Raw genomic sequence first — 21,996 nt, forward strand, 5'->3', positions numbered from 1 at the left:
CTCCTCCTATTCGGTAACTATCACCCTCTATTCGGTATTAACTCCTCCTATTCGGTAACTATCCACCCCTATTCGGTAATAATCCCCCCAGCATCAACCTCACTTAACAAAAAAAGAGCCACATCCAAACGTGGCTCTTCCTTTAAATCACTCTACCTGATTAACTTCTCCTTCAATTAAGTCCCATTCATAAACACCTGGCTCTAAACCTTCAAAGTTTTCTAAAGGTGCGACTTCACCGAGGGTAACCATCACTTTCATCTCATCTTCAAGCACGTCGTATTCGACAAATGGGTCAATTAAACCTTCATCTTCAGCGTTCACTCTGAATGGTTCTTCCATGCCAGAATCTAACGTAAAGCTATGGTAGATTTTTTCTTCACTTTCGTCTAAGTTTAAAACTTGAATATCAAAAGTGGAAACGTTGCGTCGGTAAAGACGGTAAATCGTATGAGAACCGTTATTAAACTCATCAGTACTTGCTATATTTCCATGACGGTGAGAAACGTCATTATACCTTACATTTTCAGCAAGATAGGTGTTATCTTTGTTTTCCAGAAAGTCAGAGTCTTTTAGGTGCCCTCTCAACATTTCATTCATGTCATTACCATATAAATAAAGATCAAGTCTGTTAGTATGTTCAAACACCGATAAATCGGTTAAGTTATTATACTCTAACTCCAAATGATAAAGATTGTTTATAGACGATAGTTGTTCTGGATCGATTGTATCAATGTCATTATGCGATAAATTCAGAAAAAAATGATGGTCATGTTCGACATTGAAATCAGGAAAACTTGAAATCTTGTTACGCTCTGCATAGAAATTCGTTAAGTTCGTTAAATGCTCTACAAAGCTAACATCTTCTATTTCGTTATTTGAAAGCATTAGACTTGTTAATGTGCCTAGCTTACCTAATGGTGATGCATCTGTAATATTATTATCACCTAACACTAAATTTTCTAAGTTTGGTAAATTAATAATCGGCGTAACGTCTTCTACTTCGTTATTAAGAAGAGTTAAATCTTCTAATTGTTCTAAATGTTGTAATGGCGTTAAATCATCTACCCTATTTTTATTCACCCTAATTTGTCTCAAATTTCTAAGCTCAGCTAAAGGGGTCAAATCGCTTATTTGATTTTTCCTTGCACTAAACACTTCTAACTCTTCTAAATTACTGAGTGGCGATAGATCGTCCACATAATTATATATCTCTTCTAACTCATTTTCTTCCTCATTATAAATACTTGTACTTGCGATATTAAGATTTTTTAAATTTTCCAAGTGACTGACAGGTTCTAAACTTGTTAATCCTGTTCCGCGTAATCCTAGCACTTCCAAATTAGTCATACCTTCTAAAAATGAATAGTCATCAATCTCTGTGCTGTTAATCGTTAATTGTTCAAGTTGATCTAAGCCATGTAAAATAGATGAATCAAAGTCACTTTCCCCTATATACAAGTCTTTTAAATTTGGCAATCCTTCTAAAATCGATAGATCAATTGAATCATTAAGTTTTATGCTAAGTCGTTCTAGGTTAGGTGCATGTTCTAATCCTCCTAGACTTTGCGTGTATTCACCCCCAGCATTCAATTGAAACAAATCATTCAGATCGCCTTTCGTAATCTCACCAGTCCTAATCTCAAGTTCACCTCTCACCGCTTCTTCAATCACTTCATCTTCAAATGTTACTTCCTCATTCTCATTAATGACTTCCTCTTCTTCCACCACATCCTCTGTTTCTTCCTCTTCATCAGTTGAATCGTTGCCAATAACGCTCAGTGCTAAAAATGATGATCCACCTAGTAAAAATAACACCATCGCTGCATGTAGGAGTGGGTGCATTCTTTTACGCTTTGTTCCATCTTCGTGTGTTCGTTCTTTTAAAGCATCTGTTAGTTTAGCTTCTAAATTTCCAGGTGCTTTCAACTCATTTAACTTCTCACGGTCTTGTCTCGCCAAATCTTCAAGCCTCTTCATGCCCTACACCCCCTAACTTTTCGCGGAGCTTTTTTATACCATTCGATAATCGGGATTTCACCGTTCCTTCTGACGTTTCAGTTAGTGCTGCAATCGTTTTAATATCAAGGTCTAAAACATACCTCAATTTAATGGCTTCTTGTTGTTTTTCATTCAAATGGTGAATTTCTTGTTCAATAGCTAACAAATCATCGTGCCTACTTGTTCGATCTGCCTTAGGTTCTTGCTTCAACTTCTCCATTGGAACGACCTTTTTCTTCTTTCTTAAAATGTTTTTACATTCATTCACTAAAATCGTTTTACTCCATGAATAAAACTTGTTTGGATCTTTGAGCTGATCGATTTTTTCAAAACATGTCACAATCATGTCTTGCATTGCATCGAGTACGTCTGATTCATTTTTAACGTAAACATAAGCTAATCGGTAATAGTCATCTTTTTGCGCCATAATTAATTCAATAAGTGCATCTTGGTTTTGTTGTTTTGCTTGTTTGACTAAGATCTTTAGATCCAAACCTCTCCCCCCTTTATAAAAAGCAACTCTACACATAAGAGTTATGACTCATGCAAAACGTTCATTTTAATTTTAAAAAAATAAAAAGAACACTCCCCCAAAGAGAGTGCTCCTTCCATTATTCTATGTCGATTCTTGTTTTTCCTCTTCGTAATATTCATCTTCTTGCAGCTTATATTCAGGTAAGAAAATGACGCACACCAGCGTTAACACTGCAAAGATTAAGCCGACAAAAAACAAAGCGCTTATACCACTTGATAATGACAATTGAATTGCGTGTAACCATTCTTGATATAACGCTTCACCTTCTGGGCCGATCGCGGCAAAGGACGACTCCACACTTTCTTGCGCCTCCCGAGTAATGAGTTGCTGTGGATCCATCGCTAAAATATCTTGTTGGGCCGAATCACTTAATTCATTAAACCCTGAAGGCTCGACTTCGTTAAAACGGCGTAAAAACCACGCATTTAATATAGCACCAAATACTGGCGCAGCGATCACCCCCGCAAGTGATCTTGAGAATTGTAAGTTCGCATTGACTTGCCCCATCTGTTTATAAGGGAAAGCATTTTGCACTGACACGTTCATAATCGGCATAAGTGAGCCAATTCCAATTCCGAACACTGCCATATTAAGCATGACGGTCCAAAACGACGTATGAACATCCATTTGGTTAAATAAAAATAAACCAATTAACATGAGCGTCGCGCCGACAAACGCATATCGCTTATACGTTCCTGTACGTGACATGAGTTGACCAGTTAATGTTGCTCCGATAATAAAACTTAGCATGAGTGGTGTCATGACGATCCCACTTTGTTGTACTGTAAGGCCGACTACTCCTTGAATATATAATGGTAAGAACATGATCGTACCGAACATCGCCATCGTCACGAATAAGGCGAGCACAACTGTAATCGAGAATATTTTATTTTTAAAAAACGACATTTCAATAATCGCATCTTTCACACGGCGTTCGAATAAAACAAAAATCGTTAAAATAACTATACCGACAATAAAGACCGTGACGACTTGCCAATCTGTCCATCCAAACCGATCGCCTACCCAAGTTAATCCAATCATAATTGGCAGTAAACCAGCAATTAATAAAAAGCTTCCCGTCCAATCGACTTTCACTTGGTCTTCTGTTTTAACTTTTGGCAATGTAAAATAAACGCCGAGAATTGCCAATACAGCAAATGGTAAGTTAACGAAGAAGACCCACTCCCAGCCAAATTGTTGGGTAATAAATCCGCCTAGTGTAGGGCCGATGATGCTTGATATACCAAATACGACACCTAATACACCCATCCATTTACCGCGTTCTTTCGGGTTAAAAATATCACCGATCGTCGCATTCGGCATCGTCATCATCGCACCAGCACCAATTCCTTGAATCGCTCGTGCTACGATTAACCACATCATTGATTCAGCAAGACCAGCTAGCACTGAACCAATCGCAAAAACGATTAACCCAAATAAATAAAAAGGGCGTCTTCCATAAACATCTGATAGTTTTCCGTAGATTGGAACCGTTACAGCCGATGTAATCATAAATGCGCTAAACAACCATGCATAATACTCAAACCCACTTAAATCACTAACAATCGTTGGAATCGCTGTTGATACGACGGTCTGATTCATCGATGCGAAAAACATCGTCATCATAACAGTCGCTAAAGCCCACCATTTTCTTTTCCCCGTAATTTGATTCGTCGTTTGAACTGCCACCATATGTATGTACCTCTCCCAATTTTATTTCGATACTCGAAATTATACCATAAAAAAGAGAACCACTCCAGTTTTTAGAGTGGTCCTTTTACGCTATTATTTGTTTTCAATAACCATCGCAATGCCTTGTCCGCCGCCAATACACAAGCTTACAACGGCATAACGACCTTCTCTTCTTTTCAATTCATAAGCTGCACTTAATAAGACGCGTGTACCACTTGCTCCGACTGGATGACCTAATGCAATCGCGCCACCATTAACATTCGTTTTATCACGATCTAAGCCAAGTTCTTTTTCAACCGCTAAGTACTGAGCAGCGAACGCTTCATTCACTTCGACTAGATCCATATCTTCAATCGTTAAATTAGCACGCTCTAACGCTTGCTTAATCGCTGGCACTGGGCCAATACCCATAATCGTCGGGTCGACACCTGCAACACTCCAAGATTTAATCTCAGCCATCGGTGTTAAACCGTGGTTACTAACCGCTTCTTCTCCTGCAACAACGACACTTGCAGCACCGTCATTAATACCTGAAGAGTTAGCCGCTGTCACTGTACCGTCTTGTTTAAAGACAGGCTTTAGTTTCCCTAACGTCTCTAAAGTTGAATCGGGTTTAATATGTTCATCTTTTGCGACTTCAATTTCACCTTTTCGTGTTTTGACCGTTACTGGTGCGATTTCTTCTTCAAAATAGCCATTTTCCACTGCTCGAGTCGCTCTTTCATGTGATTGTACTGAATAAGCATCTTGTTCTTCACGAGTAAGGTTATGAATGTCTGCTAATTTCTCAGCTGTCATACCCATGCCATTTCCAGTATATTGGTCAGTCAACGTCGCTTGTAACATGTCATCAAATTGCATGTTGCCCATTTTCACACCGTTAAAACGTTGCTTAAAATTTGAAAAAGGCGACTGTGACATATTATCTGACCCGCCAGCTAACACTATGCCCGCTTCACCTAACTTAATATGTTGCGCACTTGTAACAACCGACTGTAAGCCTGACCCACATAAACGGTTTAACGTTAATGCTGGTACTTCTTGTGGCACACCACTGTATAGTCCAATATGGCGCGCTAAGTAGGCTGCATTTTTGCCTGAATGAATCACATTACCGTAAATAACATGATCAACATCATTAGCTTGTACATTCGAACGTTCCAAAGCTGCCTTAGCGGTAGCAGTCCCTAACTCAACTGCATCCGTATTAACAAAAGATCCACCAAAAGCTGTAAATGATGTTCTAGCTCCATCAATTAAATATACTTTTTCCATATTTAATACCTCTCCTCTTGATCGCGCATTTCTATTTCATGATCACTTAAGCCATCTTCCATATCACGCAATCGGTGCGCAATACGACTAGATGCATTAGCGGCAATACTGCCAACCATATCATCTAAAAAGGTATGGCACTGTCCACCTTCTTTAGAGTCTAGTTGTTTTATGACCCCGAATTTTTCTTTATCTAAATATCCAAATGTCGTAACTGAGATACTGCCATATCCTAACGCCGCTCCGAAGGCAATCGTTTCGTCAACCCCGAAAAGCCCTTCATCTTGAGCAACTAATGATTGTAGAGGTTCAGATAGTTGGCCTTTTTCAGCCAATTGATCTAATTCGACTCCGACTAACAATGCATGTTGAATCTCTCGTTTCTCTAACACACGATTAACACTTTCTACGCAATATTCAAAAGTTAACGATTCATTGTAAGGTTTTTGCATTTGATAAACAATTTCTGCAATACTAGAAATAGATACGCCACGTTTTTCTAAACATTCTCGAGCTGCATTTTCTACTTCTTTGCTACGAATGTGGTTCGAATAAGTCGTCATCCTTCTCCTCCTCCTTTTCCTAATTATACCACGCGCAAGGAGTTGGACAAATCGTAAAATTCGCGATTTTATTTATATGTGGTAAAATAAAACAAAACCAACTACAACTACAACTGGAGGTATCCAACTTGGCTAGAGACGGTTCAATGGTTGAACGAGAAATCGAAAGTGAATATATGAATGAAACATTTACGATTAATATTTACCGACCTGAAAATTATTCAACACTATACAAATACCACTTATGCATCGTGCAAGATGGTGATGATTATTATCAACTTGGACGATTAGCGCGCGTGAGTGACAAGTTGCATAAAGAAGGCAAAATTGAGAACACCATTTTTTGTGGCATCCATTATAAAGATCGTGACGATCGTTGGCACAAATATCATCCAGAAAGCGATAAACAGGAAGATTACATGAAGTTTTTACGCTTTGAAGTTGTTCCTGTTTTAGATAAAGAATTGCCGAGTTATCATGTGAAATCATGCAGAGCATTAATGGGGGACTCTCTAGGTGGAACGGTGTCGCTAATGACAGCATTAAAATATCCGAACACTTTCGGAAAAGTCATTATGCAGTCACCTTATTACGATGAGCGTGTCGAAAAGCTTATTAAAGAAACAGATGAAATTGAAACGATGTCCATTTATCATACGATTGGTTTAGATGAAGAAGAAGTTGAAACGACTTATGGTGACATCGATGATTTCTTAAATCCAAACCGTGACATGAACAACCTATTAGAAGAACGTGTTTCCGACTATACTTATAAAGAGTTAGAAGGAAATCATACGTGGAAACAATGGCAGAAAGACTTACCAAACGCAATCGAAAATATTTTCGGAAAATAGGCACAATATAGGGGCGATTTTTCCAAGGTTTTTCTGTTATAATATAATCTATACTTCGTTAATCAGTTTTATCGGAAAATACTTATTTGAAATATGGAGGGATTTATTCATGACACCAGTGACTTATGGAATTGCAATATTTCCATCAAAACACATACAAGATGTAGCAAACTCTTACAGGATGAGATATGACCCGCGTTACTCATTAATTCCACCGCATATTACGTTAAAGGAACATTTTCAAGCAACAGAAGGTGAAATTAAACAGGTGGAAGATGCTTGTCAAAAGCTTGCAGATGAAATGGACCCTTTCGATATCGAAATTAACCGTGTAAGTTCATTTAGTCCAATTACTCACACAGTATATTTAAAAGTGGAAGACAATGAAGAGCTAACTTATTTAAGTAACAAAATGCATGAGGAACCATTCCCTCAAGAGCGTGCGCATAAGTTTGTACCGCATATTACAATCAGTCAAGATTTATCAGAAGACGAACACTCTGACGTATACGGTAGCTTAAGACTTTCACAATTCGATTTAAAAGACACAGTTGACCGCTTCCAGTTACTTTACCAGTTAGATGACGGTAGCTGGACTGTACATGAAACATTTAAGTTTGGTAAGGAGTAATTATTCATGCTGAACGTGCAAGAAGTAGAAACGAAAAGACAAAAAGATGAAGCTTTCGACATTCGTAAAGTCGTCTTCGTAGAGGAGCAAAATGTACCATTTGAAGAAGAAATGGATGAGCATGATGATCATGCCATTCATTTTGTTGGCTACACGTTAGAAAGACGCCCGGTTGCAGCAAGTCGACTGCGCTTTGTCGACGAGTTTGGCAAGTTAGAACGAATTGCTGTATTAGAAGAAGAGCGTGGCAATGGTTTTGGACGAGACATCATTTTAGCAATGGAAGATGTCATTCGCTCTAAAGGTTTCACGAAGTCAAAGCTAAACGCACAGACATACGCTGAAGACTTTTATAAGAAACTCGGTTACGAAACCGTATCTGATGAATTTATGGATGCTGGGATCCCACATGTGACAATGGTAAAAGACTTATAAATAAAACCGCCTTAATTGGCGGTTTTATTTTTTATATAATCAAATAAGTAAATGATATCCTAGCCAAAAAATAGCGAGTCCAGACCCAACAAGGACTAATATTAACGTCATCTTCCCTTGCATGTTCACAGCCACTTCCCCCTTCCTCATTTGGTGCCATTAGTTATAGGTTGAGTTGAGTTAAAAAATATATACTAACGAACTAGAACAAAAATTTACTTTCACTTAAATGAATGAAAAAGCCTAGCCCTCAAATAATATTAATTGACTATTGATAAAGGGGGTTTTTGTGTTGGGTACTGAACCAATGGACTTCGTACGAATTACTATGGAAACAATCGTAGGATTTGCCGCTTTATTTGCATTAACTAAAGTGTTAGGTAAGTCACAAATCACACAAATTACCCCTTTTGATTTTATTGCAGCCATCATTTTAGGTGAACTGATTGGTAACGCGCTTTACGATAAAGAAATTGGCATTAGTATGATTTTGTTCGCTGTCACTTTATGGGGGATATTATTATACACGATAGAGACGATTACGAATAAATATCGGAAAATGCGTAAACCTCTAGAAGGTTCACCATCTCTAATTATTCGACGCGGAGAAATTCAAAAAGATTTATTAAAAGAAGCAAAACTTGATATGAACCAATTTATGCATTTATTAAGGGACAAAAATGTCTTCTCAATCCAAGAAGTTGAGTATGCAGTTCTTGAAACAAACGGCACGGTAAATGTTCTTAAAAAGTTTATTCACCAAGTACCAACAAATGAAATCTTAAATCAAACGCCTAAAAGTGTTGAACTGCCGATCTCAATTATTTCAGATGGTGAAATCGTCGATGAGAACTTAAAAGAGATTTCATGGGGCTTAGAAGATGTTGAAAGAGAAGTCGAACAACAAGGGTTAACCATTCAAGACATTATGTACGCTGAGTGGACACAAGAAAAAGGATTGTATGTCATGCCTTACTAGACTTTCGTACAGAACAATATGATTTTTCATGATAAATTAGAACTTCCATTTATCTGAAGTTCTAATTAATAATACACTCTGTTAGAACAATAACAATCATCTACACCAAGTACTACAATAATTGCCACCCCATTGCTAAAAAGAATATAGATCGAACTGATACGAGTAACCCAACAACAATATTAACAGTGAAGAAAAACATGTACATCTTTGGTTTTACTTTTCCCTTAGCTAATAAAATCGTTCCTATAATGTACGCAATGATAAATAAAGCAATACTTACCACCGTTACAACCAGAAGTGTGTTTAAAACAGTTAGATGTTCTTCGAAAAAGTACGCAATATTTTCTCCATACCAACCTAAAAGGAAGGCAAGCAACATCATACTATAAAGCCCAATAATATACATTTTTTCACAAACACCTCTTTATCATTATAAAGACTGTTAATACAACTACTATTTCACTAACCTGCTTCGTTAGTGGATTAAGGAAAAGTTCTTCAATTAACGCACCCGTTAGTTTAATGACTTTCCCTTTTAAAGAACACGACAAAAAAGATAATTCCAATAAGGAAGAATAACGCTATAAAAAGGTTATCTAATATAGGTATTGTTTTTGGATTAGTTGCAAACTGTCCAGTGTTTATTTGTGCAGACCAATAGACGTATCTACTTAACCTTTCAATCGTAAAAATTAGTCCACTGGTTAAAATGAATACAGACCCTAAAATCAGACTTATTTTTTTATCCAATACATTCCCTCCTTGGTTTAATAATGGAATTTGATTTTTTAATAACTAATTTCTCCTAAACTATCCTGCTCCGTTAATTCAAGAGCGATTATTCTTACCGAACAATCGCCCCCTTTACTTTTAGTTCAAATTTGCACAATTTGTTATACATACTTTTCATTTTTAATCCATTTCACATAATTGTGAACGAAGCCCATTAATAAGAGTGAAAAGAAAACTATACCGAGGATTATATACTCAATTGAAGATAAATCTCCTATCCAGTATATAACAAGAAACAATAGCGTAATAAATGGAATTCCCCATAAAGTGCGTATCATCTTTCTTCTATAAGTTAATCTATGATAATTTAGTACAAAACCTTTATCGTTTTTTTCTTCATCTTTATACATTGACGACAAAATTGGATTAAGAATTAGAACGACTAATATTGGACCAATAAAATACAATAAAATATTCATTATTACCCCCTAGAAAGAAATAAAACTTCTTTTTCTTACCAACCTGATAAGAACAAACCTCTTTATTCAACTCTAGCCCGCAATAGTTGAAAGGCAAACTATTTACTCGTTATTTGATTAGTATCTCAATGTCATCATCGTTTTCTTCTATCAGTTCATTCAATAAGCGTTGGTATTTTTCATTTATTTTTTCAACATCTTCTTCGGTTTCAGGTGAATAATCACCCATATGCTCATCAAAGAACCCATAAATATATGCTTGTCGCCCTGCACTTTTCTTTGTATATTCCTTATAATATTCTTTAGGTTCCATATCAAAACGGTCAGCCTGTGCTTCTGCAAACTCTCTTTCTTTTTTCATAAAGTCTCTACTATCTTCAAGTATCCCCTCTTCATCTTGGAAAGGGAAGAGACTATGTGTTTCAACTGCTATTTCCACTTCTTCCATGACATCAATATCCATTTCTTTAGCTTCTTGAATAATCAAAGTTTCTTCGACAAATGTTTCAATTTTATCAGGTAATTCTTCATCTTCCACCTCCATAAAAAAGCGAACGTCCCCCACCGTTATTTCTTCCCCTCTTACGTTAGCAGCGACATCATCATGATCAAATTTAGTTGAATCATAGCATCCAACCATGAAACTTATGCTTATCATTGCAATAAAACTAATTAACTTGTGCATAATTTAACCCCTAACTCTCTAAGTTCCGTTCTTTTTATAACAAACCATCTTCCACTAACTGCTTCGTTAGCTCAAGGTCGATCACTTATATAGAACAATCGACCCCGTTAGCACAATATCTATTCTACAATCTCAACCCTCTCAGCAGTTCCACCTTGGGGTTCGGTATCGTAAAATTCATCTGGTGCCCAAACTATTACTTTATCTCCTATTTTAAATTCAGCCAATTTATCTTTTTCAAATGAAAATGAATACAATAATGCGCTATCATACTTTTCATATGCTTCTTCAACTGTTAGTCCTTGATTTAATTCCACGAATTCTTCAACGAATAGGAAACTAGAATCACTTTCACCACCGATAACAGTTCCTTCAAACTTAACTGTTCCGTCTAGTTCCTCCGACTTTTCAGAACCTGAACACCCTAATAAAGCAAAAACTAATATGAATAAAAACATAGTAAAAATTAGTCTTTTCATAAAATAATGACCTCCCTCTTTTTAGATAAGGCGATGTTGCTTTGGTAAAAGTTACTGTTTTAATGTTAACATAATATTCCAACAATTAAATCATTAAAAAAGGACGACCAATTTAATTGATCGCCTTTTTAATCTCTTGCGCTCTGTAATTTAAATATTAATTAACAAGCTTTTTTATTGGTCAGTAATAATTAACATATCAGATTCATCAAACTCCCAATCCTCTCCATAGGCAACTTCCCAATAGTAACCATCAAGGTCGGTGAAGTAACCTCCATATCCACCCCAATCAGTCTTTTTGGGCTCCTTTTCAATGGTAGCTCCAGCTATCTCAGCCATCTTTAAAACTTCGTCAACTTCTGCCATTGACTTTGCATTATAGGCTAATGTTATTCCTGGAAACCCATTTGATATTGTTGGAGGATTGTCTTCATTTACATCTTTGGCGAGTTCTTCTAGTGGGTACAAGGCTATTCTTGTTCCTTCATTTCTAAAAAAAATAATGAAAGGATTTGATTCTGGTCCTCTAATTGATGTGTCAAATCCAAGCTCCTTAAAAAAATTATGTGATTTTACAATATCCTTTGTACCAAGTGTAATAAGATTTAATCTATTCATTTTTACCCTCCATTTAATAAGTTTATATTTTTAGATCATTCAACTTTCACCAAATAACCCTGCTCCGTTACTTTAAGTACATTTGTTAATAAATTTTTCCATCTCTTATATTAACTTTAACATAATTTACTAATCCCTATAACTCCTTAATATATCAGCAAAATAAAACACGTGAATTTGCATAAGAATTCACGTGTGAAATAGTAGGTTTTTTGTCTGTGTGTATATGAACGGAACCGTTAATCTAACCGGGGACTTTTAAACCGGTTTTATCATGACGCGAAAATTTTCAATTTCAAACTTAGCTTTATTATCCTCAACTAATGCTCGTACGTAAGCAGACACAGCTGTCCTAAACAGCATAAACATTGAGAGTTGATCGGCTTTAACATCATGTCGAGCACACATAAACGACACGATATCTTCATGAGATAAACCATGTGCCGAGCGATCAAGCATTTCCTTTACTGAACTTAAAATGTTTTGGTGATATTCAATATTATACTGAATAGTACTTTTAAAGTCCTCTTCATAAGGCCCATGCCCTGGTACAGCACCATCATAAACTTTATCTTTTATTTTTTCTAGGCTCTCAATCGTGTCTTTTGCACACGTAATGTACGGAATTTTATGCTTGTTTAACTCTTTTTTACCAAAATAACTATCAGCAGCATACAGTATGCCTTTTGTTGCAAGCGCAAATTGGTGATAGCTATGTCCTGGGGTTGCGATAAATTCTATATTAAACCCATCTATATTTTGTTCACCTTCATCGACGATTAAATCCACTTCAACTGGAGGACCTTCTAAAAACTTATTTCTAAGCTCTTCAACTGGTGTATTACCTTGAAACATATAGATCGGCTCAATGATCGGATTCTCAACGATCGCCGCTTCTAATTTAGGTGCCATAACTTTAACATCGTAATGTTTTTTTAAATAAGCTGCTCCGCCATAATGATCTGCATGTGCGTGTGTAATAAATAAATGAGTAATCGGTAACTCTGCTTCTTCTAATTGACGCACGACTTTTCTAATAGCCGATTGGTCAATGGCAGCATCAATGATCAGTCCATTATTTCCTTCATGCACATAGCCAACATTGACGGAGCTTGAGAAGTAGTAACAATTATTATTTAATCGATTCATTTTCATAGACTAGAATCCTTTCTTTAGCGGACTGGCTTAATTAAATGCTTTCGCTAAAGTATTGACCTTTTCCTGTTATTTTAGAAAAATTTCTCTCAGCAGATTGGTTTGCCATAGATCCTGGGGTGTAAAGCTGCTCAGTTTCTGCTTGTTTACCATTTTTAGGACTGTTTTGATTGTTATAACGTAAGCTCATCCTTCTTCTTTCTTCAGCATATTCGAACGGATGTTTACGCCTCGTCTCTAATTCTACACGAAATGGTCTTTCGATTACGAATGGAGACTTCGTTTCACCAGCTACTCTTCTGTGGTATTGACTATATTGATGTTGATCAACTGGCAAAATGTATCCCATATGACCAACCTCCTTCTTATATTAATCCTATTCCCGTTATTACTTATACTTATTCGTCTCAGGTTACTTCGGTTTGTCGATTTTCTTCTCTAAATCTGCCATCCACTTTTCAATCTTTTGCGCATCACCTTCTAACATTTTCTCCCACTTATAGTATTCACTCGTCTGTTTGTCGTATTTTTGTTGGGGTGATTGGTTTAATTGCTTAGTCAATTGCTTCAAATGGTTCATTAGGAGAATGAATCGGTCAGGCATAGATTATCACACCTTTTTCAAAAATTTTGTCTAACTTTGTGCGTTATATAATTTTTCCATAAAAAAACTGTCTTATTTTGTTCTTTATCAAGAATAAAGCCCTATAAAAAAAGAACTCGGACTAAATCCGAGTTCCTACGTATCGATTAAATCCAGAAAAACGGTGGACGTCTCTCTTCACCATCGTCTTGATCGTCCTCTTTCATTTCTACATCTTCTGACACCATTTCCTCCATTTCCTCATGACGAGGCTCTTCATCCATGCGAGGGCCAAACCATGGATGAGATTCTCTTTCAGGGGACTCGAAATGAACATTATCAGCTCTAATAATTAAGTCCTTTACGTGGATTTCTTTTTTAGAATCGGACATGCTTTTCACTCCTTTAAGTGTTAGGCGTTTCGTTAACTAGTATATTCAGTACTTTAAAATTAGCATAGGTTGATGACCTATATTTTCCAAATCCTTTAATTTAACCCTTCGAAACTTTTTTGGCGAATGCCCACACCTATATGGGTAAAATGCATACATTATTATCGTAACAAGAGTCAATATTGACCAATAAGAAAGGAGCTTGCTTATGACTTGTCGAGATAAGCGTCGTATTGAAGAAGATACTAACTGCGTAGCCGATATTCTACGCCAGATCGTTGATGCACAAGATGATATTGTCGATGACGATTGCGATATTAGTTGTGAACAGTCAATACAAGATTTACGAGGTGACACTACTGCACCCAACAGTTTAGATACAGTTCCAGTATTACTATACTGTAAATGTGACCCATTTAAGGGGTATGGTGTCCGCAATGATCAACAAAGGACTGTTGTAGACAGCTTTTATTTCCGTGTTAACAGCATCGACGACGATAACTGTGCAACGTTAGAGTTATTACGCGACCCTTCTGACTCGCACACAGGCGCACCGGATCCAACTAAGCAAAAAACCGCCAACCTACGCGCAACAGGTATTTGCATCACAGTTGATTTAGAGTGCTTCTGCCACGTAACTTGTTTACCGGCTATTAACGCACTTTAATATTACCGCGCACATTTAACGAGTCTGCTATATTAATAGCAGGCTCGTTTTTAGTATCTAAAAAAGAAAGGCAACTAGGCGACTCCTCCCTAGTTGCCTTTCTTAACTAAAAGCCTACTAACTGTACGTCTACGATATCTCCCCGTTTTATCTTCACGCGAAAACCTTGATCCACCGTTCGTAACATTAATATGTCTTCATCACACTTCTCAATCGTTCCAATATATTTGTTATTGTCAGTTTGAACTTCGCATTTCATTTTTGGGAGAATGCTAGGCATATCAACCATATATCTAAGTCTCTCTTCAACTGACATGTCTTGAAACTTCCTTCGCTTAGATGCAACACTTTCCTTCTTTTCTTCCTCTTTAGGCTCAATGTCTATCACATTTTCATTGTTGCTATAAAAATATGATTGTGCTTTGGCAGAAGGGTTACTCTCAGAGTTTTGCGAAATAAATAAAAGCGGTGGCTTCACTTTATGATCCGGCATGAGTCAATCTCCTCTCTTGACTTCTTTTCACCTTATCTTATGCATAAATGCCTAGAGGAGTGAGCATTAAAAAACAAAGTGCTTCCAGATTAACAGAAAACACTTTGCTATTTGAAAGTTAAAAGTTCTTATCGACCTAAAATGCTATAACCGCTATCGACGTGTAAAATTTCACCTGTCATACCACGAGATAAATTACTCATTAAGAAATAAGCAACGTCGCCAACCTCTTCTTGTGTAACTGGTTTACGCAATGGTGCACGCTCTGAAATCTCTTGTAAAATTGAGTTAAAGTCGCCAACACCTTTTGCTGATAGCGTACGAATTGGACCAGCTGAGATTGCGTTTACACGGATTCCATACTTACCTAAATCGTTAGCTGCATATTTCATCGTCGCATCTAAGCTGGCTTTTGCTACACCCATTACGTTGTAGTTCTCAACAACACGCTCGCCACCTAAATAAGTGAGTGTTACGATGCTTCCGCCTTCTGTCATGACATCTTTAGCAGCACGAGATACGGCAGCTAATGAGAATGCACTAATGTTATGCGCTAGTAAGAAGCCATCACGTGATGTATCAATGAATTCACCTTTAAGTTCATCACGGTTTGCAAATGCAATACAGTGAGCTAATCCATGAATGACACCTACATCATTTTTGATGTTCTCGAATGTTGTATTGATTGCGTCATCATCTGTTACGTCACACTCATAAAATAGAGAATCATCTCGATCTAATGTCTTTGCTAAGTCACGTACAGGTTTTTCGAAACGTTCATTGGCATAAGTAAAGATTAGACGCGCACCTGCATCATGTAATGCTTGAGCAATCCCCCAAGCAATACTGCGTCTGTTTGCTACACCCATTACGACATATGTTTTACCTTCTAATGAAAAATTCATTTGATTGACCTCCTAGTCAGTCATAGAAATTATGGTTTGTTATTAGTACCTACTACTATTTTATATAAAATTGACGACAGATACAATTGTTTTCTTTAGATTAATTGAAAACTTTCATAAACTGTTAGCGAGTTCACATTGACGAACTAACCTAAATGCACGAAAATAGAATAGATGATGACTTTAAAGGAGTATATCCATGAACAACACTGGAAACGATAAAAAACTCGATACTTTTCTTATATTTATTATGACAGCTTTAGTTGCGATTAGTTGTATTACATTATATACATTGCAACCTCATTTACCAGGTTATTTATCCGATAACAACTTCTATTTACTGCAATTAATGTGGTTTGTAGTAGGAACAGTTGGAATTGCGTTAATAATGATTCTAGATTTCGATCGTTACCGTAAACTTGCTTGGCCAGTTTACATATTAGGAATCTTAATGTTAGCTGGTCTTTTTGTTTGGGGCGACACTCGATTAGGAGCAACTCGTTGGTACGACTTACCTATTGGTTCGATACAGCCATCAGAGTTCATGAAAGTGTTTCTCGTCATTGCCCTGGCTCATGTTATAACTTCACATAATGAAAAGTGGACACATAAAGACTTAAAATATGATTTATTATTGTTAGGAAAGATTGTTGCCTTAACATTACCGCCATTCGCCTTAATCGCGATGCAGCCTGACTTAGGTTCATCGTTAGTTATTATGTCAATTATGGGCTTTTTAATCTTAATATCTGGAATCCGTTGGCGAGTTATTTTAGTTATATTAGGTCTTTTCACGTTAATCGGCACTGCACTTGCAGCGATGTACCTGTTGTACACTGAACAGTTTATCGACTTCATTAATGAGTACACGCCATTTGGACATGCGATTCACCGTATTCAAGCATGGCAAGACCCTCATTTGTATGAACAAAGTTCCGCCATGCAAGTGATCCGTTCCATGTTAGTCATTGGCTCAGGAGAATTATCAGGTAAAGGGATTGGTAACTTTGAACTTTACATCCCTGAACGCCATACAGACATGATATTTACGGCTATTGCTGAACAATTCGGCTTTATCGGATCAAGCATCGTTATTATTTTGTTCTTTTTAATGATCTACCGTATAATTCAAATCGCACTCGTTTGCCGTGACCCGTTCGGTACGTATTTAGCCGTTGGTTTCGTCGGTATGTTCTCTTATCAAATCTTCCAAAATATCGGCATGTCTATTCAGCTTTTACCACTAACCGGACTTCCACTTCCTTTCTTAAGTTACGGTGGAACGTCACTACTCGTTTATATGGCTGCAATTGGTCTTGTGCTGAATATACAATCGAGGAAAAAAGAATACATGTTTGAAACAGATGACTAAGTTAACCGTTTCAATTCATTCGGTTTGTTAGCATAAGCATGGACTGTTTGCTTATGAATCGGGTGTTGAAATGTAACCCATTCGCAATGTAATGCTTGTCCGGTTAATTGATGATGATCTCCACCATATAAGTCATCACCAATTAACGGATGGCCTATATGGGCAAAATGAACACGAATTTGATGTGTTCGACCTGTTTCAAGTTCCACTTCAACTTGCGAGCCTTGCGCGTTTTCCCGTTTTACACGGTAATGCGTAACGGCTCGTTTTCCTTTATCACTTACTTTGCGTTCGATGATTGAAGGTAAGTTACGTGCGATTGGTAAGTCTATCGTTCCACATGATTGCTCCAAATGACCAGTTACAAACGCCTCATACAATCTTTTAATCTCACTTTGTTGTAATAAATGATGGATGTACCGATTTTTAGCGATGATCACTAACCCTGACGTAAAGCGATCTAAACGGGTGACGACATGGTAAGTGGCATTAATCGATTGAGTATCAAAATAATGCAATACGCCATTAGCTAACGTTGATTCTTTCAAGTCATTCATATTCGGTGAGACAGCCAAACCTCTTCGTTTATTAATAATTAGTAAGTAATCATCTTCATACACAATTTGAAGAGGCATATATTTTGGTTCGACTGCGTCACTTCTTTTTTCTGCTGGAAACTGAACGGTTAAAACATCACCTGTAACTATTTCTTTCCTTACTGTAACTGATTCTCCATTAATCAGAATGGCTCCTTCTTTTTTCACTTCTTTTAATAAGCGGTTAGAAAAAGCTCGCACGTGCAGTAAATAATCACGTACGAGCCACTGATGATGTTTTCTAGTAATAGACCATGAAATATTCATTTGCTTCTCACACCTAGAATTCTGTTCTTTCATTCGAAATAAAGGAATCGTGCACGCGTTTCCAAAACGGAAACGGACGAAAGCGCGCAAAACGAACCCGTTCTTTGGCAACACGACATTGAATACTGTGAACATGATTAAAGTTCATCGTTAAATGATCAATCGTAATTAAAAACGTTCTGTCACTTTTCGGCTTCATTACCGCTGTATGATGTTTTGGTAAAATAAGTGGCGAACCGACTGTACGGAACACACGGTTGTTAATTGAAGCCATCTCCGTAATTTGGAAAGCTTCTAGTGAAGGGTGAATAATTGCTCCACCTAATGCTTTATTGTATGCCGTAGAACCTGATGGCGTTGAAATACATAATCCATCACCACGGAACGTTTCAAAATGCTCACCTTTAATCTCAACGTCCAACACAACAGAACCTTCAGCGGTTTTAACTGAAATCTCATTTAACGCTAAGTAGCAATGTTCTTCATCATATTCTTCAGGTCTAATCGTTAACTCTAATAACGGGTACTCAACGACTTGGAATGGTGTTCTCGCAATCTCAATAATTAACTTTTCTAACTCCTCTGGTACCCAATCAGCATAAAACCCTAAGTGCCCTGTATGTACACCGATGAACGCTGTCTCATTCAGCCTGTGGACATAACGGTGAAACGCTTCTAACAACGTTCCGTCACCACCAACTGAAATGACTAAATCGGGCTCTTCTTCGTTATACTCCATCTTAAATTCAGACAAATAACTTTTAAACTTTGATTTAATTTCTTTGGAAGCTTGGTCTCCTCGGCACTGTACTGCAAACTTCACTTCAACCCCACCTTTATCGAGTCTAAAACGCTAATCTTTTTTACGACGGAAAAATTCTTGTGCATCGCGTATTTCTTTTCTAATTTTCGACATTTCTTCATCTAGTCGAAATGCGGCTTCAGCGGCATTTTTTAATCGTTGTGTTACATCTGAAGGCATTTGACCAGAGTATTTATAATTTAAAGAGTGTTCATTAATCGCCCAGAAGTTCATCGCTAATGTACGAATTTGCACTTCAGCTAAAATCCGCTTCTCACCGTGAATCGTTTCAACCGGGTATGAAATGATGACGTGATAAGAGCGGTAGCCACTTTCTTTATTTTTCTCTATATAATCTTTCTCTTCTACTATGTCAAAATCTTGTCGTGCCCGGATCATGTCAACAACTTCATAAATGTCATCCACGAAAGGACAAACGACTCTTAATCCTGCTATATCTTGTACTTCTTCTTCTATTTTCGGGATCGGAATCTCTCGCCTTTTAGCTTTATCAACAATGCTTGTGATTGGTTTGACTCGACCTGTGACAAACTCAATGGGAGAATGTCGAGACTCGTAATCAAATTGTTTACGCATTCCTTTTAGTTTAATCTTTAATTCATCTACTGCTTGACTGTACGGTGCTAAAAAGATATCCCATTTCAAACGGTTCTCCCCCACTTTCACATGATGTCTTTACACTAACCCCATTGTACCATAATTTCCCCACTGCCATAATCGTTGAATCTAACAAATTTATCCTGCATAATGAGAATGAGTTTAGCGAGAGGTGAGACTATGCAAGAAATTGAAATTGAATTTAAAAACTTACTAACACAAGAAGAATACGAACGTTTAGCCGCGCATTATATTAAGGATTCTTCACAGATCAAACAACAGGTTAACTACTATTTTGAGACTGATGATTTTGAATTGCGTTCTAAACGTGCTGCACTAAGAATTCGCGAAAAAAATGGTGAATACATAGCAACCTTAAAACAACCTGTCGAAAACGGTCTATTAGAAACCCATGACATTGTGACCGAACAACAATTTAACGACTGGCTTAAAGATGACATTTCTCTACCTTCTAATATAAAGAAACAGTTGGACGAGATTGGTGTTACTGGTGATCAACTTTCATACAAAGGTGTCTTACAAACAAATCGATTCGAAGAGAAATATGACCAGTATATAATTGTTTTAGACCACAGTCAGTATAATCAAACAGAGGACTATGAACTAGAGCTCGAAGCGTATGACTATGAATTTGGTAAACAACTTTTTTCAGAGCTATTAGATAAATTTCAAATAGAAAAACGAGAAACTCCTAATAAAATTGCGCGTTTCTTTGCTTCTGTAAAAAATTAACACCATGTCTGACATCGCATAATGAACGGAAGTTACTATGTTAACAGCATTTCCCTATTCATATTAATTGATACTGCGCTTAGCGGTTGCTACAATAAAGAACAAAGAGAGAGAGGAATTTACATGTCACATTCACAAGCAAACATTTATGAAGCTATCGGAGGCGAAGAGGCTGTTGAACGTTTAGTAGATGCTTTTTATAAACGTGTAGCCGAACATCCAGACCTCATTCCGATCTTTCCAGATGATTTAACTGAAACGAGAAGAAAACAAAAACAATTTTTAACACAATTTTTCGGTGGACCACAACTATATATTCAAGAGCATGGTCACCCTATGCTTAGAGCTAGACATATGCCATTTCAAATCACACCGACACGTCGTGATGCTTGGTTAGATTGTATGGCAGAAGCATTAGATGAAGCAGAAATTGATGAGCCTTATAGAAGCTCTATTTTCGAAAGGCTAACGATGACTGCTAATCATATGATGAACACACCGGAGTAAATTGTTTAAAGGGGGAAATCGATGTGATGGATCAAACAGCAGATGTTATGAACAATCTTGCATCGAATGATAATTCCCAAGTTGACTTTTGTAACTTACTAAATAAACCAGTAGAAATATATTTATTTGTCGACCCGCTTTGCCCGGATTGTTGGTCTTTTGAACCTTATATAAAAAAGCTAGCGATGGAATATGGATGTTATTTTAAATTACGCACGATCGTCACGGGAAAATCAACTGAAATGAACATCCCAACCTTAAACAGAACGAAGAGCCATTCCTCTTGGCGTAAAGTTTCGAAACGTACTGGGATGAACTGTGACGATGAATTTGAATCAAGTCCTGTATCATCGCCAATCTTATCGTCACTGGCGATTAAAGCAGCTGAACTTCAAGGCCAACGTTTAGGTACAAAGTATTTACGTAAACTACGCGAATATTTATTTTTAGACAGACAAAACATTTCAGATGAAGACGTGCTAATTGAGGTTGCTGAAAAAGTCAATTTGGATGTAGAGGAGTTTAAGAAAGACTTACATTCCAAAACAGCAAAGAAAGCTCTAAAATGCGACATACATGTTGCAAGAGAGATGGAAGTTGAACAAACACCAGCAATGGTCATGTTCAATCGCGAGAAAGAAGAAGACGGTTTAAAAGTTTGTGGACTTTATAATTATGACACTTATATTCGTGCATTATATGAGGTGATGGATCGTAAACCACGCCCTTCAGTAAAACCAGAACTTATCGATTTCTTAAATCACTTCGAATTTGTCGCATCAAAAGAAGTATCCGTCGTCTTTGACTGGTCGGAAGAAAAGACAGAAAAAGAATTAAAGAAACTGCAACTATCTCGTAATGTAGAGCGTTTTCCTGTAAAGCACGGGACTTTTTGGAAATATATAACACAGGACAACTAGAATAT

At 37.1% G+C, this 21,996-nt stretch carries 27 protein-coding genes; 9 read left to right on the plus strand and 18 right to left on the minus strand.

Annotated elements, in window-relative coordinates; genetic code table 11:
- Window positions 1-147 precede the first annotated feature (147 nt).
- The 5 genes from AHA02nite_RS06840 to AHA02nite_RS06860 form a co-directional block, all read right to left on the minus strand.
- A complete protein-coding gene (locus AHA02nite_RS06840; protein WP_146815693.1) occupies window positions 148-1,980 on the minus strand; it encodes a leucine-rich repeat domain-containing protein in 1,833 nt (610 codons plus the stop codon).
- A complete protein-coding gene (locus AHA02nite_RS06845; protein ID WP_146815695.1) occupies window positions 1,967-2,494 on the minus strand; it encodes a sigma-70 family RNA polymerase sigma factor in 528 nt (175 codons plus the stop codon). Before AHA02nite_RS06845 ends, AHA02nite_RS06840 begins: the two co-directional genes overlap by 14 nt.
- A 123-nt stretch (window positions 2,495-2,617) precedes the next feature.
- Window positions 2,618-4,228: an MDR family MFS transporter gene (locus AHA02nite_RS06850; protein WP_146815697.1), complete on the minus strand. Its 1,611-nt coding sequence runs from the start codon at window positions 4,226-4,228 to the stop codon at window positions 2,618-2,620.
- A 93-nt stretch (window positions 4,229-4,321) separates the two neighbouring features.
- Window positions 4,322-5,503 (minus strand): acetyl-CoA C-acetyltransferase, encoded by a 1,182-nt coding sequence (locus AHA02nite_RS06855; RefSeq protein WP_146815699.1) that lies wholly within the window; start codon window positions 5,501-5,503, stop codon window positions 4,322-4,324.
- Between the two features lie 2 nt (window positions 5,504-5,505).
- On the minus strand, window positions 5,506-6,066 hold the full coding sequence (locus AHA02nite_RS06860; protein ID WP_146815701.1) for a phosphatidylglycerophosphatase A family protein: 561 nt from the start codon (window positions 6,064-6,066) through the stop codon (window positions 5,506-5,508).
- A gap of 128 nt (window positions 6,067-6,194) precedes the next feature.
- On the opposite strand from AHA02nite_RS06860, the gene AHA02nite_RS06865 reads away from it, so the two are divergent.
- The 4 genes from AHA02nite_RS06865 (at window position 6,195) to AHA02nite_RS06880 (ending at window position 8,965) form a co-directional block, all read left to right on the plus strand.
- Window positions 6,195-6,920 carry an alpha/beta hydrolase gene (locus AHA02nite_RS06865; protein WP_146815703.1) on the plus strand — a complete coding sequence of 242 codons (726 nt, stop codon included), beginning with the start codon at window positions 6,195-6,197 and terminating at the stop codon, window positions 6,918-6,920.
- A gap of 118 nt (window positions 6,921-7,038) precedes the next feature.
- The gene (locus tag AHA02nite_RS06870; RefSeq protein ID WP_146815756.1) at window positions 7,039-7,551 is read left to right on the plus strand and encodes a YjcG family protein; all 513 of its coding nucleotides are present in this window, start codon (window positions 7,039-7,041) and stop codon (window positions 7,549-7,551) included.
- A 6-nt stretch (window positions 7,552-7,557) separates the two neighbouring features.
- The gene (locus AHA02nite_RS06875; protein WP_146815705.1) at window positions 7,558-7,986 is read left to right on the plus strand and encodes a GNAT family N-acetyltransferase; all 429 of its coding nucleotides are present in this window, start codon (window positions 7,558-7,560) and stop codon (window positions 7,984-7,986) included.
- A 289-nt stretch (window positions 7,987-8,275) separates the two neighbouring features.
- Window positions 8,276-8,965 (plus strand): DUF421 domain-containing protein, encoded by a 690-nt coding sequence (locus AHA02nite_RS06880; RefSeq protein ID WP_307724919.1) that lies wholly within the window; start codon window positions 8,276-8,278, stop codon window positions 8,963-8,965.
- A gap of 112 nt (window positions 8,966-9,077) precedes the next feature.
- On the opposite strand, the gene AHA02nite_RS06885 is transcribed toward AHA02nite_RS06880, so the two are convergent.
- The 8 genes from AHA02nite_RS06885 to AHA02nite_RS06920 form a co-directional block, all read right to left on the minus strand.
- On the minus strand, window positions 9,078-9,374 hold the full coding sequence (locus AHA02nite_RS06885) for a hypothetical protein (RefSeq protein ID WP_146815709.1): 297 nt from the start codon (window positions 9,372-9,374) through the stop codon (window positions 9,078-9,080).
- A 914-nt stretch (window positions 9,375-10,288) separates the two neighbouring features.
- Entirely contained in the window at window positions 10,289-10,864 is a 576-nt protein-coding gene (locus tag AHA02nite_RS06895; protein WP_146815713.1) for a SurA N-terminal domain-containing protein, read from the minus strand.
- A 119-nt stretch (window positions 10,865-10,983) separates the two neighbouring features.
- The gene (locus AHA02nite_RS06900) at window positions 10,984-11,343 is read right to left on the minus strand and encodes a DUF3221 domain-containing protein (RefSeq protein WP_146815715.1); all 360 of its coding nucleotides are present in this window, start codon (window positions 11,341-11,343) and stop codon (window positions 10,984-10,986) included.
- A 174-nt stretch (window positions 11,344-11,517) separates the two neighbouring features.
- Window positions 11,518-11,961 carry a VOC family protein gene (locus AHA02nite_RS06905; RefSeq protein WP_146815717.1) on the minus strand — a complete coding sequence of 148 codons (444 nt, stop codon included), beginning with the start codon at window positions 11,959-11,961 and terminating at the stop codon, window positions 11,518-11,520.
- 258 nt (window positions 11,962-12,219) lie between these two features.
- Complete coding sequence (locus AHA02nite_RS06910; RefSeq protein ID WP_146815719.1) at window positions 12,220-13,116, minus strand: MBL fold metallo-hydrolase; 897 nt, start codon at window positions 13,114-13,116, stop codon at window positions 12,220-12,222.
- Window positions 13,117-13,150: 34 nt separating this feature from the next.
- On the minus strand, window positions 13,151-13,465 hold the full coding sequence (locus AHA02nite_RS06915; RefSeq protein ID WP_146815721.1) for a hypothetical protein: 315 nt from the start codon (window positions 13,463-13,465) through the stop codon (window positions 13,151-13,153).
- 63 nt (window positions 13,466-13,528) lie between these two features.
- Window positions 13,529-13,720: a hypothetical protein gene (locus AHA02nite_RS15105; RefSeq protein ID WP_218025405.1), complete on the minus strand. Its 192-nt coding sequence runs from the start codon at window positions 13,718-13,720 to the stop codon at window positions 13,529-13,531.
- 146 nt (window positions 13,721-13,866) lie between these two features.
- A complete protein-coding gene (locus AHA02nite_RS06920; protein ID WP_146815723.1) occupies window positions 13,867-14,091 on the minus strand; it encodes a hypothetical protein in 225 nt (74 codons plus the stop codon).
- 208 nt (window positions 14,092-14,299) lie between these two features.
- Here AHA02nite_RS06920 and AHA02nite_RS06925 point away from each other — a divergent pair, with 208 nt between their 5' ends.
- Entirely contained in the window at window positions 14,300-14,758 is a 459-nt protein-coding gene (locus AHA02nite_RS06925) for a CotY/CotZ family spore coat protein (RefSeq protein ID WP_146815725.1), read from the plus strand.
- A 106-nt stretch (window positions 14,759-14,864) separates the two neighbouring features.
- On the opposite strand, the gene AHA02nite_RS06930 is transcribed toward AHA02nite_RS06925, so the two are convergent.
- Complete coding sequence (locus AHA02nite_RS06930; protein ID WP_146815727.1) at window positions 14,865-15,251, minus strand: CotO family spore coat protein; 387 nt, start codon at window positions 15,249-15,251, stop codon at window positions 14,865-14,867.
- A 128-nt stretch (window positions 15,252-15,379) separates the two neighbouring features.
- Window positions 15,380-16,156 (minus strand): enoyl-ACP reductase FabI, encoded by a 777-nt coding sequence (gene fabI, locus AHA02nite_RS06935; RefSeq protein WP_146815729.1) that lies wholly within the window; start codon window positions 16,154-16,156, stop codon window positions 15,380-15,382.
- Window positions 16,157-16,355: 199 nt separating this feature from the next.
- Here fabI and AHA02nite_RS06940 point away from each other — a divergent pair, with 199 nt between their 5' ends.
- Complete coding sequence (locus AHA02nite_RS06940) at window positions 16,356-17,528, plus strand: FtsW/RodA/SpoVE family cell cycle protein (protein WP_146815731.1); 1,173 nt, start codon at window positions 16,356-16,358, stop codon at window positions 17,526-17,528.
- Here the strand turns inward: AHA02nite_RS06940 and AHA02nite_RS06945 are convergent.
- The 3 genes from AHA02nite_RS06945 to AHA02nite_RS06955 are packed head-to-tail and all read right to left on the minus strand — an operon-like array spanning window position 17,525 to window position 19,859.
- Window positions 17,525-18,391: an RluA family pseudouridine synthase gene (locus AHA02nite_RS06945; protein WP_218025406.1), complete on the minus strand. Its 867-nt coding sequence runs from the start codon at window positions 18,389-18,391 to the stop codon at window positions 17,525-17,527. The genes AHA02nite_RS06940 and AHA02nite_RS06945 overlap by 4 nt on opposite strands.
- Before the next feature lie 13 nt (window positions 18,392-18,404).
- Window positions 18,405-19,214 carry an NAD kinase gene (locus AHA02nite_RS06950; protein ID WP_017184994.1) on the minus strand — a complete coding sequence of 270 codons (810 nt, stop codon included), beginning with the start codon at window positions 19,212-19,214 and terminating at the stop codon, window positions 18,405-18,407.
- A gap of 30 nt (window positions 19,215-19,244) precedes the next feature.
- Entirely contained in the window at window positions 19,245-19,859 is a 615-nt protein-coding gene (locus AHA02nite_RS06955; protein ID WP_017184993.1) for a GTP pyrophosphokinase, read from the minus strand.
- Window positions 19,860-19,991: 132 nt separating this feature from the next.
- On the opposite strand from AHA02nite_RS06955, the gene AHA02nite_RS06960 reads away from it, so the two are divergent.
- The 3 genes from AHA02nite_RS06960 to AHA02nite_RS06970 all read left to right on the plus strand — a co-directional run bounded on the left by AHA02nite_RS06960 (window position 19,992) and on the right by AHA02nite_RS06970 (window position 21,991).
- On the plus strand, window positions 19,992-20,564 hold the full coding sequence (locus AHA02nite_RS06960; protein WP_146815735.1) for a CYTH domain-containing protein: 573 nt from the start codon (window positions 19,992-19,994) through the stop codon (window positions 20,562-20,564).
- Between the two features lie 123 nt (window positions 20,565-20,687).
- Window positions 20,688-21,071 carry a globin domain-containing protein gene (locus tag AHA02nite_RS06965; protein WP_146815737.1) on the plus strand — a complete coding sequence of 128 codons (384 nt, stop codon included), beginning with the start codon at window positions 20,688-20,690 and terminating at the stop codon, window positions 21,069-21,071.
- 26 nt (window positions 21,072-21,097) lie between these two features.
- Window positions 21,098-21,991 carry a ClpXP adapter SpxH family protein gene (locus AHA02nite_RS06970; RefSeq protein WP_146815758.1) on the plus strand — a complete coding sequence of 298 codons (894 nt, stop codon included), beginning with the start codon at window positions 21,098-21,100 and terminating at the stop codon, window positions 21,989-21,991.
- Window positions 21,992-21,996: the final 5 nt, after the last annotated feature.

Origin of the sequence: Alkalibacillus haloalkaliphilus, assembly GCF_007991275.1 — a bacterium.
GTDB lineage: Bacteria > Bacillota > Bacilli > Bacillales > Alkalibacillaceae > Alkalibacillus > Alkalibacillus haloalkaliphilus.

Bases quoted from the DNA above. Each gene is read 5' to 3' on its own strand.
- fabI (WP_146815729.1), bottom strand. From the start codon at position 16,156: ATGAATTTTTCATTAGAAGGTAAAACATATGTCGTAATGGGTGTAGCA.
- AHA02nite_RS06920 (WP_146815723.1), bottom strand. From the start codon at position 14,091: ATGTCCGATTCTAAAAAAGAAATCCACGTAAAGGACTTAATTATTAGA.
- AHA02nite_RS06910 (WP_146815719.1), bottom strand. From the start codon at position 13,116: ATGAAAATGAATCGATTAAATAATAATTGTTACTACTTCTCAAGCTCC.
- AHA02nite_RS06875 (WP_146815705.1), top strand. From the start codon at position 7,558: ATGCTGAACGTGCAAGAAGTAGAAACGAAAAGACAAAAAGATGAAGCT.
- AHA02nite_RS06850 (WP_146815697.1), bottom strand. From the start codon at position 4,228: ATGGTGGCAGTTCAAACGACGAATCAAATTACGGGGAAAAGAAAATGG.
- AHA02nite_RS06960 (WP_146815735.1), top strand. From the start codon at position 19,992: ATGCAAGAAATTGAAATTGAATTTAAAAACTTACTAACACAAGAAGAA.
- AHA02nite_RS06900 (WP_146815715.1), bottom strand. From the start codon at position 11,343: ATGAAAAGACTAATTTTTACTATGTTTTTATTCATATTAGTTTTTGCT.
- AHA02nite_RS06940 (WP_146815731.1), top strand. From the start codon at position 16,356: ATGAACAACACTGGAAACGATAAAAAACTCGATACTTTTCTTATATTT.
- AHA02nite_RS06925 (WP_146815725.1), top strand. From the start codon at position 14,300: ATGACTTGTCGAGATAAGCGTCGTATTGAAGAAGATACTAACTGCGTA.
- AHA02nite_RS06915 (WP_146815721.1), bottom strand. From the start codon at position 13,465: ATGGGATACATTTTGCCAGTTGATCAACATCAATATAGTCAATACCAC.
- AHA02nite_RS06930 (WP_146815727.1), bottom strand. From the start codon at position 15,251: ATGCCGGATCATAAAGTGAAGCCACCGCTTTTATTTATTTCGCAAAAC.
- AHA02nite_RS06885 (WP_146815709.1), bottom strand. From the start codon at position 9,374: ATGTATATTATTGGGCTTTATAGTATGATGTTGCTTGCCTTCCTTTTA.
- AHA02nite_RS06945 (WP_218025406.1), bottom strand. From the start codon at position 18,391: ATGAATATTTCATGGTCTATTACTAGAAAACATCATCAGTGGCTCGTA.
- AHA02nite_RS06860 (WP_146815701.1), bottom strand. From the start codon at position 6,066: ATGACGACTTATTCGAACCACATTCGTAGCAAAGAAGTAGAAAATGCA.
- AHA02nite_RS06840 (WP_146815693.1), bottom strand. From the start codon at position 1,980: ATGAAGAGGCTTGAAGATTTGGCGAGACAAGACCGTGAGAAGTTAAAT.
- AHA02nite_RS15105 (WP_218025405.1), bottom strand. From the start codon at position 13,720: ATGCCTGACCGATTCATTCTCCTAATGAACCATTTGAAGCAATTGACT.
- AHA02nite_RS06855 (WP_146815699.1), bottom strand. From the start codon at position 5,503: ATGGAAAAAGTATATTTAATTGATGGAGCTAGAACATCATTTACAGCT.
- AHA02nite_RS06905 (WP_146815717.1), bottom strand. From the start codon at position 11,961: ATGAATAGATTAAATCTTATTACACTTGGTACAAAGGATATTGTAAAA.
- AHA02nite_RS06895 (WP_146815713.1), bottom strand. From the start codon at position 10,864: ATGCACAAGTTAATTAGTTTTATTGCAATGATAAGCATAAGTTTCATG.
- AHA02nite_RS06965 (WP_146815737.1), top strand. From the start codon at position 20,688: ATGTCACATTCACAAGCAAACATTTATGAAGCTATCGGAGGCGAAGAG.
- AHA02nite_RS06970 (WP_146815758.1), top strand. From the start codon at position 21,098: ATGGATCAAACAGCAGATGTTATGAACAATCTTGCATCGAATGATAAT.